Below are 12,955 nucleotides of genomic sequence, written 5' to 3'. Positions count from 1 at the left end.
CCCGCAGCTCAGGGCAGCGGATGCGCCCCGGCCGCATCGAGGATCCACGCGTTGTCGAAGGCGATTTCCCGCCAGCGGGCGTAGCGCCCGGACACCCCGCCGTGGCCGGCGGACATCTCGGTCTTGAGCAGGACATCCGCCCCGACCTCGCGCAGGTGCGCGACCCACTTCGCCGGTTCCACGTAGAGCACGCGGGTGTCGTTGAGGCTCGTGACCGCGAGGATCCGCGGGTAGTGCGTGTCTCGAACGTTCTCGACCGGTGAGTAGGACTTGATGTACGCGTAGACCTCAGGGTCGTGCAGCGGGTCTCCCCACTCGTCCCACTCGATGACCGTGAGCGGCAGCGAGGGGTCGAGGATCGACGTGAGCGGGTCCACGAACGGCACGCCGGCGAGGATGCCGGAGAACAGCTCGGGGGCGAGGTTCGCGACGGCGCCCATCAACAGGCCGCCGGCGCTGCGGCCCTCGGCGACGAGCCGGTCGGGCGCGGTGAGCCCCACATCGATCAGGTGCTGTGCGCAGTCGATGAAGTCGGTGAAGCTGTTGCGCTTCTCGAGCTCCTTGCCGTGCTCGTACCAGAGCCGGCCGAGTTCGCCGCCGCCGCGCACGTGCGCGATCGCGTAGACCAGTCCGCGGTCGAGCAGGCTGAGCCGGGCGATGCTGAAGGTCGGGTCGATGCTGATCTCGTAGGACCCATAGCCGTAGAGCAGGGTCGGCGCGGGTTCGCCGGGGGTGACCAGGTCACTCCGGTAGACGAGCGAGATCGGCACGCGGGTGCCGTCTGCGGCCGTCGCCCACTCGCGGCGCTGTTCGTACCTCGCCGGGTCGTACGCGCCGAGCACGGTCTGCTGCTTGAGCAGGCGGCGCTCTCCGGTCGCGACCACGAGGTCGTACACGGTCGACGGGGTGACGAAGCTCGTGTAGCCGAACCGGATCGTCGGTTGCTCCCACTCGGGATTCGCCCCTGTGCCTGCCGTGAAGAGCGGTTCGTCGAAGGCAAGCTCGGTGAACGTGAGCGGGCGGGCAGCGTCGGCGGGCGCAGCGGATGCCTCGGCCTCGGTCCCGAGCGACGCGATCGCCACCTGCGTCAAGCCGTCCCGCCGGTACTCGGCGATGACGAAGTCGCGAAACGCGTCGACGCCTTCGAGCCGGACGGATTCGTCGTGCGGCAGCAGCATCCGCCGGGGGCCGTGCGGGTCTCCGGCGGCGACGTCGACGAGTTCGAAGTTGACGGCCTGGTCGTTGTGCACGATGAGGAGCCGGTCCTCCCCGGCGAGGACGGCGTGCTCCACGTCGTACTCGACGCCGTCGCGGCGCGGCCAGACGATTGCGAACTCGCCGGTGGGGTCGCTCGTGTCGAGCAGCCGGGTCTCGGTCGTCACGCTCGAGCCGGCCTCGATCAGCAGGTACTTGCGGCTGCGGGTCAGCCCGATGCCGACCCAGAACCGGTCGTCGGGTTCGTGGAAGACCTGCGCGTCGCTCGAGGGGTCTGTGCCGATCTCGTGCCGCCAGACGGTGTCCGGGCGCCAGGCCTCGTCGACGGTCGTGTAGAAGAGGTAGCGGCCACTCGGTTCGAACAGGGCGTCTTCGCCGGTATCGGTGATCTCGTCGGTGAGATTCTCGCCCGTCGTGAGGTCGCGCACCCGGATCGTGTACCGCTCGTCACCCTCGGTGTCGACGGCGAAGAGCAGCCGGGTGGCGTCTGCGCTCACGTCGAAGCTGCCGAGGGCGTAGAACTCGTGGCCGGCCGCCTCGGCGTTGTCGTCGAGCAGCACCTGCTCACCGGGGAGGCCTGCCCGGACGGTGGCGGACGTTCCGGCGTCGGCGGCTTCGGGGTCCAGGATCGGCGGCGCCCAGTCGTCCGGGCCCGAGATCGGGGCGCGGCAGTGGATGCCGTATTCCTGGCCCTCCACCGTGCGGGTGTAGTACCACCACCGGCCCTCCCGCACGGGCACGCTGAGGTCGGTCTCGCGGGTGCGGGCCTTGATCTCGTCGAACAGCTGCTCCCGGAGCGGTGCGAGCCGCGCGGTGCGGGCATCCGTGTACGCGTTTTCGGCCTCGAGATGGGCGAGGACCTCCGGGCTTTCCTTGTCGCGCAACCACTCGTAGTCGTCGGTGAAGAGGTCGCTGTGGTGCAGGCGTTCGACGGGCTTCTTCGCGGCGAGGGGAGGGACGACGGCAGCTGTAGTCATGGTGTTCAGCGTACTGAGGCTGGAGACGAGGGAGAATTGGAGGAGTACCGAAGCCGGCTATCGCGGCTTCACGGAAGGAAACAGCACATGGAGCAGGGCCTCACCACCGCCGCAAGCATGACGGAGAGCAGCACGAGCACCAGCACGGATGGTGCAACAGGGCACGTTCTCCTCGGCCGGGTTTTCGATGCGGTCCTCTTCGATATGGACGGCACCCTGGTCGACTCGACGCGGGCCGTGAACCGGGCGTGGATGCGCTGGGGAGCCGAAGCGGGCCTCGGCCCGTCGTTCACCGGGGCCGAACACGGGGTGCCAGCCCGGCAGATGGTCGCCAGGCTCGTTCCCGAGGACAAGATCGAGTGGTCGATCGGCCGGGTACTCGAACTCGAACTCGACGACCTCGAGGGCATCGTGGTCCTTCCCGGGGCCGCGGAACTGATGCAGAGCCTGCCGGAGGGCCGCCGCGCCATCGTCACCTCGTGCGCCCGTTCGTTGTGCCTCGCCCGGCTCGAGTCGGCCGGCTTCCCGGTGCCGGCGACCGTCGTCACGATCGACGACACTCCGCGCGGCAAGCCGTTCCCTGAGCCGTTCCTGGCTGCGGCCGCCCGGCTCGGCGCCGACCCGCGTCGCTGTGTCGTGGTCGAAGACGCGCCGGCGGGCCTCGAGGCGGGTCGCGCGGCCGGATGCCTGACGATCGGTGTCGCCGGAACGCACACCATGGACCAGCTCGACGCCGATCTCGTCGTGCCGAGCCTCGACCGCCTGCGGATCAGCGTCCGCGACAACGGCGTCGTCTTCGAGCTCCTCCCCGAGTAGCCCCTCGGGGCAGGGGCCCCTCAGGACTGGTAGATCTCGAGCGGCAGGCCGTCGGGGTCACGGAAGAAGAACATCGCCTTGTGCGTGTTCGGGTCGACCCGCAGCTCCTCGCAGTCGACGCCCGTGCCGAGGAGCTCTGCGCGCGTGCCGGGAACGTCGTCGACCTCGAACGCGAGGTGGCGCAGGCCGAGCGCCTCCGGGCCGCTGCGCCGGGGCGGGGTATCCGGGAACGAGAACAACTCGAGGATGTACTCGCCGTTCAGGGCGAGCTTGCCCATCCAGGAGTCGCGCTCGGCCCGGAAGTACTCCGCCTCGAGCGTGCAGCCCACGACGTCGACGTAGAACCGCTTCGAACGCTCGTAGTCGCTCGCGATGATGGCGATGTGGTGCACCCGGTTGATCAGCATCCTCCCAGCCTGACACAGCCGTTTCTGTGAGTCTCATAGCCCGAGTCCAGAAAACACCCGGGACCGGCAACTATCGTGAAGATTCTGACCATGGAACGCAATAAGGGGTTTTGTTGACGAATCACAGACCCGAGGGTCGCGCGGACGCCCGCAGGCACGCACGGGCGGCAACGCTCATCCGCCATCGGCGCCGACCGAGCCGCAGCCACACGATGCTGACCCTGATCAAGGCGCTTGCGCTCACGCTCGCCGTCGTCCTCGTGAGCGGCGTCTCCGTTGCGGCCATCGCGGTGAGCCAATTCGCAACGAAGGTCTCCGCTAACGCGGTCGACATCTCCAACGGGGCGACCGACCTGCCCGCGATTCCCCAGCTCGGTTCCTTCGAGGGCGGCTTCAATGTCCTCGTCGTCGGGGTGGACAACTCCCTCACCCAGTCCGCAGCCTATGGCGACCGCACCGGCACCCTCAACGACGTCAACATCCTGCTGCACGTCTCCGCCGACCATAAGAGCGCGGTCGTGATCAGCATTCCCCGTGACCTCGTCGTCAACCAGCCGGCGTGCACGGACCCCGCTACCGGGAAGGTGGCGAAGGCCGCGACGTCCACGGCCATGAACGCGTCCTTCGGACGGGGCGGCCTCGGCTGCGTGGTCTCGACCGTTTCGTCGCTGACCGGGCTGACCATTCCGTACGCGGGTCTGATCTCCTTCGAGGGCACGGTCGCGATGGCCGACGCCGTCGGGGGCGTCCCGGTCTGCCTCAACGACGCGATCAAGGACCCGTACACGGGACTCGACCTTCCCGCGGGAACGAGCGTCGTCTCCGGAACCGCCGCCCTCGCCTACCTGCGCAGCCGCCACGGCGTCGGCGACGGCAGCGACCTGTCCCGGATCTCCTCGCAGCAGGCCTACATGTCCTCGCTGATGCGCGTGATGAAGAGCAGCGCGACGCTCACCGACGTGTCGAAGCTCTCGGCCCTCGCGACGGCCGCGGGGACGAACCTGAAACTCTCCACGTCCCTCGCCAACATCCCGACCATGGTCGGCATGGCGCTCGCCCTGAAGGACATCGACCTGAACCAGCTCGTGTTCGTGCAATACCCGTCGGCGACCGACCCGCAGGACACCAACAAGCTGGTACCGTCGACCGCCCTCGCCAAGAAGCTGTTCGCCGCGGTCACGGCCGACCAGTCCTTCACCCTCGACGCCAAATCCCTCGGCAACAGCGCCGAACTCGACCCGACGGCGGCGCCGGCCGCAACGCCGACGCCGACCCCCACCCCCACTCCCTCGGCCACCGGTGCGGCAACGGGCACTCCGACGCCTGCGGCAACGGATGCAGCTGCTCCCGTCGAGATCGCCGGGCTGCGCGGCCAGACCGCGAGCCAGCAGACCTGCTCGATCGCCTTCAGCTACTGATCCAGGGGCCCGTCGAGCCCCTCCGAGCGCACTCCGCCGAGTGCACCCCGATGATTCGCGAACGAGGGATCACGGATCAGTGGACCCTGCGCTGTTCTTTCGCCCGCCCTGGTGCTAACGTCATCTTGTTCAGTTGACTTATATCTAGGAGAGTGAGATGAATTCTCGAGATCTCCGGCGGCAGGTCCTCGTCGTGATCGGCGCGCTCGTCGCCCTCGTCGGATCCTTCATCGGGTCAGGTGCCGCGGGCGGCACTCCCATCCAGAACGCCGCCGGCGGCGCGCTTGCCGCTGACGCGACCCTGATCGCCCCTGCCGTCCCCGCGTTCGCGATCTGGACGCCGATCTATCTCGGCCTGGTCGGGTACGCCATCTGGCAGTGCCTGCCGGCGCAGCGGAGCGATCCCCGTCAGCGTCTGCTCGGATACCCGGTCCTGGCGTCCCTGATCCTGAATGCCGCGTGGATCCTGAGCATCCAGTTCGACCAGCTGTGGCTCAGCGTGCCCGTCATCGTGGCCCTGCTCGCTGTCCTCGTCTGGACCTTCCGGCTCACCCTGGCCTCACGCCCGAAGAATCTCGTCGAAACGATCCTCCTCGACGGGACCATGGGCCTCTACCTCGGCTGGGTCTGTGTCGCGACCGCTGCGAACGTGACCGCCGTTCTCGTCGTCGCCGGCTTCACGGGCTTCGGGCTCGACCCTGACCTCTGGGCGGTCGCCGTCATCGCGGTCGCCACCGTCGTCGGCGGGTTGCTTGCGATCAGCGGTCACGGCAGGCTCGCCCCTGCGGTCTCCCTCGCCTGGGGGCTCGGCTGGCTCGCCGTCGCACGGCTCGGCGGAACACCGCCTTCCGTGCCCGCCGGTGTCGCAGCCATCGTCGCCGTCGTTCTCGTGATCGCCCTGACCGTCGGCGCGCGCCTGCGCATGGCCAAACTTCCCGTCTCCCCGCCGACCCGAATGGTAATCGCATGACCGACCAGCACCCAGCCACCCCCACTGCCTCCGCCCGGGCTGAGTCCCCGCGCCGCCGGTGGGCCGGCCTCGTCTTCATCAGCATCGCCGTCGCGCTGATCATCGTCGACTCGACGATCATCAACGTCGCGATCCCCTCGATCGTGCGGGACCTCGCGATCACGTCGACCCAGGTGCAGTGGGTTCAGGAAAGCTACACCCTCGTCTTCGCAGCCCTCCTGCTCGTCTTCGGCACACTGGCCGACCGGTACGGGCGCCGTCGCATCCTGATCCTCGGCGTCGTGCTGTTCGCCGCGGCATCCGTTCTCGCGGCGCTGGCGCAATCGGGCGACCTGCTGATCGGCGCCCGCCTGATCCAGGGCATCGGCGGCGCCATGGTGCTCCCGACCACCCTGTCGCTGATCAACGCGAACTTCCGCGGCCGCGACCGCGGCATCGCCTTCGCGATCTGGGGCTCCACGATCGGCGGCATGGTCGCGGTCGGGCCGCTCCTCGGCGGCTGGCTGACCACGTACTTCTCCTGGCGCTGGGCCTTCGGCATCAATGTGCCGCTCGGAGTGATCATCGTCATCGGTGTGCTCGTCTTCGTCTCCGAGTCGAAGGATGCCGGCGAACCCCGCAGGGTCGACGTCGTCGGCGCCGTGCTCTCGGTGCTCACGAGCGCCAGCCTCGTCTTCGGACTCATCGAGGGACGCAGCTACGGCTGGTGGCTGACCAACAAGCCCATGGTGATCGGCGGCTTCACCTGGCCGTATTCGATTTCCCCGATTCCGGTCGCCTTCGCGATCACCCTCCTCGCCGGCGCGGGGTTCATCCTGTGGGGCCTCTCCCGGCAGCGCGCAGGCAAGACCACCCTGCTCGCATTCTCACTGTTCCGGATCGCTTCATTCCGCAACGGGAATATCGCGGCGCTGATCGTGTCTCTGGGAGAGTTCGGCATCATCCTGTCCCTGCCGCTCTGGCTGCAGAACGTGCTCGGCTACGACGCGCTCCAGACCGGGTTCGTGCTGCTCGCGCTCGCGATCGGCTCCTTCGTCGCGAGCGGATTCGCCGGCGCATACGGCAACCGGGTGTCCCCGGAAACGATCGTGCGGGTCGGAATCGTCCTGGAGATCCTCGGCGTCGCGGGGCTCGGCCTGGTGATCACGGCGGACGCCAGCTGGCTAGCGATCGTGCCGTTCCTCTTCGTCTACGGGATGGGTGTCGGCCTCGCGACCGCCCAGCTGACCGGAGTCGTGCTCAAGGACGTTCCGGTCGAGAAGAGCGGACAAGGGTCCGGCACCTCCTCGACCGCGCGGCAGATCGGCTCCGCGCTCGGCATCGCGGTGCTCGGCACCGTGCTGTTCACCTCGGTTGGCGCCTCGCTCGACGCGAAACTCGCGGACGTGCCGGGGCTGCCGGAGTCGGCGCGCACCCAGGTCGTCGACGCGGTCGTGGACAGTGCCGGAGCGGCGATCCCCGCCCTCGAAGCACAGAGCCCTGCCGTTGCAGCGGCCGCGCGCGATGCCTTCAGCGAGGGCACCCGGTACTCCGCGTTCGCGGCCGCCGGATTCCTCGTCCTCGGCCTGCTCGCGACGCTGCGGCTCTCGGGAACGACGCCGCACCGCGACGGACGTGAGCCAGAAGCGGATGCCGGCGGAGAGGCATCCGCCGCCGTCACCACGGCGGGCGAGCCGGTCTAGCGCAGCGGACGCCGGGGCAGGGGCCGCCTCAACGCCGGGTCTCGGCGGCTAGGAGACCGGCGGCCCTGGTGTGGCCGGTGGCGGCGTCGCTCCGGTCCGGCGCGCGGGCTGCGGCTTCTGGTACGCCAGTTCCCCGCCCACCCTGCCGCCGTACGGACGACCGTGATCGGCGAATTCCTCGCGGAAGAACGCCATCCGCCACGGCCCGAGTTCGATGCGCGCGCCGGTGCGCAGAATCCGGCCCCCCTCTGACGGACGACTTCCGTCGATGCCCGGGGACTCCGTTCCCGGCGTGACGGGCCCGAGGGGAAAGAACACGTACTCGTCGTTCTGGTCATGCCGGATCTCGGCGTGGATGGGGGAGAGACCGTCGAGCCTCAGATCGGCGTCCGGGCTCGATCCGATCGTCGTGGTCTCCGGCATGAGGTCGAATTGGCGGGGCGGGGTGCCGTCCCAGTTTTCCGATCCGACGACGAAGATCAGTCGGGGACGCCCCGATCCGCGGGTGTAGTGCGTGGTCGTCACGGTGCGCCGGATGCGGCGGTCGAGCGTCGGTACCAGGGGGAAGAGGGTGGAGGGCGGCAGGGTCACGACCGGTGCCGGTTCTGCCCCTGCGGCGCGCCTGCGACGCCGCAGCAGCGGCGCCAGGGCCGCCCGGCTGCCGAGGGCGACATGCGCGGACCCGGTCAGGAGGCGCTGCAGCCGGTGAGCCGGGATCGCACCGAGCCGGACCACGAGCCCGTTCGGACCGCTCAGCGCGACCGAGAGCCCCCGTTCGGCCAGGTCTGCCGCGAGGGTGCGGATCTCCTTGAGAGTGATCGTCCTCGTCTGCAGGAAGAGCTCTGGCCGGCTCGCGAAGATCTCGACGTCGGTGCCGGCGGCGGTGATCGTTCCCTGCATCCGTTCGCCGCCGTACTGGCCGTCCGGCTCGGCAAGGGAGAAGGCGAGATCGATGTCCAGACGGGTGGTCGTTGCCATGGTCAGCGGGCGAGGGACTCGGTGGTCGGGCCTTCGCTCGTCGTGACGCGGAGGGTCCCGTTCAGCTTCCACGTCGCCCGCGGGGCGTCCGGTCCGATGTCCCGGGGGACTTCGACGGCCATGTCGATGAAGGTGTAGTTGATCACGGCGCTCTTGCCGGTCAGGTACGACCACATCTCTTTCCCGAGGTCGGTCCAGTCCTGGATGATGTGGCCGTCGGGGCCCGTCGCCGTTCCGGCCGTGTCGTCGCTCGTGCTCGTGCTGGTGGTTTCGCTCACGGTGTGTCCTTCTGATTTCGTCGATGAGGATGCGGAGTCCGACGTCGAGGAAACCCTCCGGGGCACCCCGTGAGGGGGAAGCCCGGCCACGCCAACACTGCCGTTGGGTCGAGGCTAGTGGGCGACTTCGCGCAGCGGGGGATTCCACAGCCTGCTCACAGCACCCGTACGTCGGTGGCTTCGGTTAGCCTCGGGGCAGATCCTTTCGGGAGGCCGTCGTGTTCCTGCTTGACCCTGTCACCGTCGTGTACTCTGCGAGCGACCTGAGCGCGGCCGCGGTCTGCGAATGGGCCGTGATGCGCCGGCTCGACGCACGCCTCGGGCGGATCGACCCGGTTCCGGATCCCGCGGACGCCATGCTCGCGCGCACCGCGGAACTCGGCGATGCCCACGAACTGCGGATGCTGAACCGGCTCCGTTCGACCGGGCCCGTCATCGAGATCGAGCGTCCGGCCCGCGCCGAGCGCGCTGCGATCCTCGAAGCCGCCCGGCTGAGTGCCGACGCCCTCCGAGCCGGCGCCGCGGTGGTGTTCCAGGCCGCCTTCTTCGACGGGCGTTTCCTCGGGTACGCGGACTTCATCATCCGCTCGCCGGAGCAGGGCGATTCGGCGGAAAGCGCCGCGGCGGGGCCGGGCTATGAGGTCTACGACACGAAACTGGCCCGCTCGGCCAAGGTGACCGCGCTGCTCCAACTCGCGGCGTACAGCGACCAGTTGGAACGCCTCGGTATCCGCACCGGCGACCGGGTGCACCTCCTTCTCGGCGACGGGCGCACGAGTTCGCACAGGCTGGCCGACATCCTTCCGGTGTACCGGGCCAGGCGGGCCAGGCTCGAGGGCCTGATCGACGAACGCCTCGCCGACGCCGCGCCGACCCCCTGGGGTGACCCCCGGTACGTCGCCTGCGGACGCTGCGCGGTCTGTGAGGAGCAGGTGCAACTGCACCGGGACGTGCTCCTGGTCGCCCGGCTGCGGCTCTCGCAGCGTGCCCGCCTGCGCGCTGCGGGGATCGGGACGATCGAGGAGCTCGCCGCGTCTGCGGGGCCGGTCGCCGGGATCACCGATTCGACGCTCGCGACCCTGCGCGCACAGGCCAGTCTTCAGCTCGACCCGCACCCCGGCCGGCCGCTCGCCTGGCAGGTGACCAATCCGCCGGCGCTCGCCGCACTTCCGCGGCCGAGCCAGGGGGATATCTTCTTCGACTTCGAGGGCGACCCCCTGTACCAGGAGGGAGCGGACGACGCCTCAGCCGGCACCGTGGTGTGGGGCCTCGACTACCTGTTCGGCCTCGTGGAACCCGACGACACCTTCCGCGCCTTCTGGGCGCACAGCCACGCCGAGGAACGCCAGGCCCTCATCGGCTTCCTCGCCTACGTGTACGAACGACGGGAACGGTACCCCGACCTGCATATCTACCATTACGCCCCCTACGAGCGCACCCACCTGCTCAGCCTCGCCGCGCGGCACGGCGTCGGAGAGGACACCGTCGACGATCTGCTCCGCAACCACGTGCTCGTCGACCTGTACCCGATCGTGCGGCAGGGCCTCCGGGTCGGCAGCCGCAGCTACTCGCTCAAGAAGCTCGAGCCGCTGTACATGGGGGAGGAGGCCAGGGAGGGCGTCGACAACGCCGCAGACTCGATCGCCGAGTACGCGCACGCGGGCGAGCTCCTCGCCGCCGGCGAGGCGGATGCCGCTGCGGCCGTCCTCGAGGACATCGCGCGGTACAACGCCTACGACTGCCGGTCGACGCGGCGGCTGCGGGACTGGCTCCTCGACCGGGCCGCGGACAACGGTGCCGTCGACGACGGTGCCTTCGACGACGGTGCCGCCGGACGCCTCGGTGCCTCGGGCGATGCCGGCGTCGCGGCTCGTGCCGGCGAGCTCGCGATCGCGGTCCCCGAGCGGGAACCCGACCCGGTCTACCTCGAACTGACGGCCCTGCTCGAACAGGTGCCGCCGACCGGCCGCACGAGCGACGAGACCGCGCTCGCCCTCGCGGCCGCGGCCATCGACTACCATCGTCGCGAACAGAAATCGTTCTGGTGGGACCACTTCGCCAGGCTCGCGTCGCCCCTCGAGGACTGGTCGGACACCAGGGATGTCTTCTCGGTCGTGCGGGCCACCGTCGAGATCGGCTGGCACCGCGAGGGCAGGCAGGTCCTCGACCGGCGCCTGCTCCGGCTCGAGGGCACCCCGGCGCCCGGAAGCTCGCTCAAAGCAGGGCAACAGCCGTTCCTCGTCTACGACCCGCCGTATCCGCCGATCCGGCGGAGCGACGAGCCGGGCGCCCGCACCGCCCACAACAAGGCGACCATCGTGCAGGTGGGCGACGACGGCGGATTCGGCGGCACCCTCGACGACGGCGTCCTCGATGGCGGTGCCCTCGACGACGGCGTGATCTTCGTCGACGAGATCCTCGAACGCGACGCGCCCCACCACGACGCGCTCCCTGTCGCCGTCACTCCGGGAACCCCGCCGCAGCCCGGCAGCCAGGTCGGCGCGATCTCCCAGTGGGGCAGGGCCGTGCTGTCCGCATGGCCGCTGCCGCTCGCGGATGCCGCGTTCGACATCCTGCGCCGGGTGCCGCCGCGACTGCGCGGGGGCGCCACCCTGCCTGTCGTTACCGCAGGAGACACCCAGGGCGCCATCCGCGATGCCGTGCTGGCCCTCGATCACTCCTACCTTGCCGTCCAGGGCCCGCCCGGAACAGGGAAGACCTTCGTCGGCTCGCGGGTGATCGCCGACCTCGTGGTCCGGCACGGCTGGAAAATTGGCGTCGTCGCGCAGTCGCATGCGGCCGTCGAGAACATGCTGCGCGCGGTGGTCGAGGCGGGCGCCGGAGTCGGGCTCGACCCGGACCGCGTCGGCAAAAGACCGAAGAAGGGCGAAGAAGGCACTGCCGTTCCGTGGCTCGCCCTCGATGTCAAGGGTCTCGCCGCTTTCACCGGCCGTTCGGACGGCTGGGTACTCGGCGGGACGGCCTGGGACTTCAGCAACGCCGACCGGATCCCGCGCGGCTCCCTCGACCTGCTCGTGATCGACGAGGCCGGGCAGTACTCCCTCGCGAGCACGATTGCCGCGGCCGTCTCGGCGGAGCGGCTGCTGCTTCTCGGCGACCCGCAGCAGTTGCCGCAGGTCAGCCAGGGCACGCACCCCGAGCCCGTCGACCTCTCCGCGCTCGGCTGGCTCACGGACGGGCATCGGGTGCTCCCCGCCGAGCTCGGGTATTTCCTCGCGACGAGCTGGCGGATGCACCCGGCCGTCTGCGCTCCTGTTTCGGCGCTCTCCTACGAGGGCAAACTCCGCTCGCACCCCTCCGACCGCGCCCTGGCCGGGGTGGAACCGGGGCTGCATCCCGTTCCGGTGCGCCACACGGACAACGCGACCTCGTCGATCGAAGAAGCGGATGTCGTGGTCGGGCTCGTCCGCGACGCCATCGGCCGGCCGTGGACATCCGCCGGGCGAACGGTCCCGCTCGGGGAGGCGGACGTGATCGTGGTCGCTCCGTACAACGCCCAGGTCGCCCTGATCAGGGAACGACTCCGGGCGGCCGGCCTCTCCTCGGTCCCGGTCGGCACGGTCGACAAATTCCAGGGCAGGGAGGCCGCGGTCGCGATCGTCTCGCTCGCGGCGTCGTCCGCGGAGGAGGTGCCGCGCGGCCTCGAATTCCTGCTGCTCGCGAACCGGCTCAACGTCGCCATCTCGCGCGCGCAGTGGGCGGCGTGGCTCGTCTACTCGCCCGCGCTCACGGACTCGCTGCCGCACAGCGTCGAGGCGCTCGCCCAGTTGAGCGCTTTCATCACACTCGTCGGCTCGTAGACCAGCGACGAGCACACAAAGAAGGAAGCACCCCCGACTACCGAGGGTGCTTCCTGTTGTTCCGGTGGAGTATTACTCGGCGTCGAGGTCCGTCTCGAGGATCTTGACGAGGGCTTCGAGCGCCTCGTCGGCTCCGTCGCCTTCCGCGCGCAGCACGACGACGTCGCCGTTGGCCGCACCGAGGCTCATCAGGCTCAGGATGCTCGAGGCGTCCATGGCGTCTTCAGCAGGCTCGCCCTCCATCGCGATGGTGACCTCGATCGGCAGTTCGCCGACGGCGGCCGCAAAAATGGACGCGGGACGGGCATGCAGGCCGACTCGGCTGGCAATGGTGGCTGTGCGTTCGGACATAATTCCTCCTGGTTGATACTCGACGACGGTCGTGCTCGACGA

10 protein-coding genes are annotated in these 12,955 nt (G+C 69.5%); 5 read left to right on the top strand and 5 right to left on the bottom strand.

The features are described 5' to 3' along the window. Positions 1-8 precede the first annotated feature (8 nt). Positions 9-2,192, bottom strand: coding sequence for a S9 family peptidase (locus tag RHM57_RS12020; RefSeq protein WP_322135374.1), 2,184 nt, complete (start codon positions 2,190-2,192; stop codon positions 9-11). Between the two features lie 87 nt (positions 2,193-2,279). Here RHM57_RS12020 and RHM57_RS12015 point away from each other — a divergent pair, with 87 nt between their 5' ends. Next, positions 2,280-3,008: an HAD-IA family hydrolase gene (locus RHM57_RS12015; RefSeq protein ID WP_322140920.1), complete on the top strand. Its 729-nt coding sequence runs from the start codon at positions 2,280-2,282 to the stop codon at positions 3,006-3,008. Positions 3,009-3,028: 20 nt separating this feature from the next. Here RHM57_RS12015 and RHM57_RS12010 read toward each other — a convergent pair whose 3' ends face one another. Continuing rightward, entirely contained in the window at positions 3,029-3,415 is a 387-nt protein-coding gene (locus tag RHM57_RS12010) for a VOC family protein (protein ID WP_322135376.1), read from the bottom strand. 113 nt (positions 3,416-3,528) lie between these two features. Here RHM57_RS12010 and RHM57_RS12005 point away from each other — a divergent pair, with 113 nt between their 5' ends. The 3 genes from RHM57_RS12005 (at position 3,529) to RHM57_RS11995 (ending at position 7,485) form a co-directional block, all read left to right on the top strand. Then, positions 3,529-4,833, top strand: a complete 1,305-nt coding sequence (locus RHM57_RS12005; RefSeq protein WP_322135377.1) for an LCP family protein — start codon at positions 3,529-3,531, stop codon at positions 4,831-4,833. 157 nt (positions 4,834-4,990) lie between these two features. Beyond that, the gene (locus tag RHM57_RS12000) at positions 4,991-5,803 is read left to right on the top strand and encodes a TspO/MBR family protein (protein ID WP_322135378.1); all 813 of its coding nucleotides are present in this window, start codon (positions 4,991-4,993) and stop codon (positions 5,801-5,803) included. Next, positions 5,800-7,485, top strand: a complete 1,686-nt coding sequence (locus RHM57_RS11995) for a DHA2 family efflux MFS transporter permease subunit (RefSeq protein ID WP_322135379.1) — start codon at positions 5,800-5,802, stop codon at positions 7,483-7,485. Before RHM57_RS12000 ends, RHM57_RS11995 begins: the two co-directional genes overlap by 4 nt. Before the next feature lie 48 nt (positions 7,486-7,533). Here the strand turns inward: RHM57_RS11995 and RHM57_RS11990 are convergent, their stop codons facing one another. Next, positions 7,534-8,463, bottom strand: coding sequence for an FHA domain-containing protein (locus tag RHM57_RS11990; RefSeq protein WP_322188230.1), 930 nt, complete (start codon positions 8,461-8,463; stop codon positions 7,534-7,536). A gap of 2 nt (positions 8,464-8,465) precedes the next feature. Continuing rightward, the gene (locus RHM57_RS11985; protein WP_322189861.1) at positions 8,466-8,672 is read right to left on the bottom strand and encodes a hypothetical protein; all 207 of its coding nucleotides are present in this window, start codon (positions 8,670-8,672) and stop codon (positions 8,466-8,468) included. Between the two features lie 287 nt (positions 8,673-8,959). Between RHM57_RS11985 and RHM57_RS11980 the strand changes: the two genes are divergently transcribed. Continuing rightward, entirely contained in the window at positions 8,960-12,562 is a 3,603-nt protein-coding gene (locus tag RHM57_RS11980; RefSeq protein WP_322188228.1) for a TM0106 family RecB-like putative nuclease, read from the top strand. Between the two features lie 72 nt (positions 12,563-12,634). Here the strand turns inward: RHM57_RS11980 and RHM57_RS11975 are convergent, their stop codons facing one another. Then, complete coding sequence (locus RHM57_RS11975) at positions 12,635-12,913, bottom strand: HPr family phosphocarrier protein (protein WP_134445914.1); 279 nt, start codon at positions 12,911-12,913, stop codon at positions 12,635-12,637. Positions 12,914-12,955: the final 42 nt, after the last annotated feature.

Source organism: Cryobacterium sp. 10S3, from assembly GCF_034344045.1.
Lineage (GTDB): Bacteria > Actinomycetota > Actinomycetes > Actinomycetales > Microbacteriaceae > Cryobacterium > Cryobacterium glucosi.
This window is presented reverse-complemented; position numbering and strand designations above follow the sequence as displayed.

Bases quoted from the DNA above. Each gene is read 5' to 3' on its own strand.
- RHM57_RS12020 (WP_322135374.1), bottom strand. From the start codon at position 2,192: ATGACTACAGCTGCCGTCGTCCCTCCCCTCGCCGCGAAGAAGCCCGTC.
- RHM57_RS12015 (WP_322140920.1), top strand. From the start codon at position 2,280: ATGGAGCAGGGCCTCACCACCGCCGCAAGCATGACGGAGAGCAGCACG.
- RHM57_RS12010 (WP_322135376.1), bottom strand. From the start codon at position 3,415: ATGCTGATCAACCGGGTGCACCACATCGCCATCATCGCGAGCGACTAC.
- RHM57_RS12000 (WP_322135378.1), top strand. From the start codon at position 4,991: ATGAATTCTCGAGATCTCCGGCGGCAGGTCCTCGTCGTGATCGGCGCG.
- RHM57_RS11995 (WP_322135379.1), top strand. From the start codon at position 5,800: ATGACCGACCAGCACCCAGCCACCCCCACTGCCTCCGCCCGGGCTGAG.
- RHM57_RS11990 (WP_322188230.1), bottom strand. From the start codon at position 8,463: ATGGCAACGACCACCCGTCTGGACATCGATCTCGCCTTCTCCCTTGCC.
- RHM57_RS11975 (WP_134445914.1), bottom strand. From the start codon at position 12,913: ATGTCCGAACGCACAGCCACCATTGCCAGCCGAGTCGGCCTGCATGCC.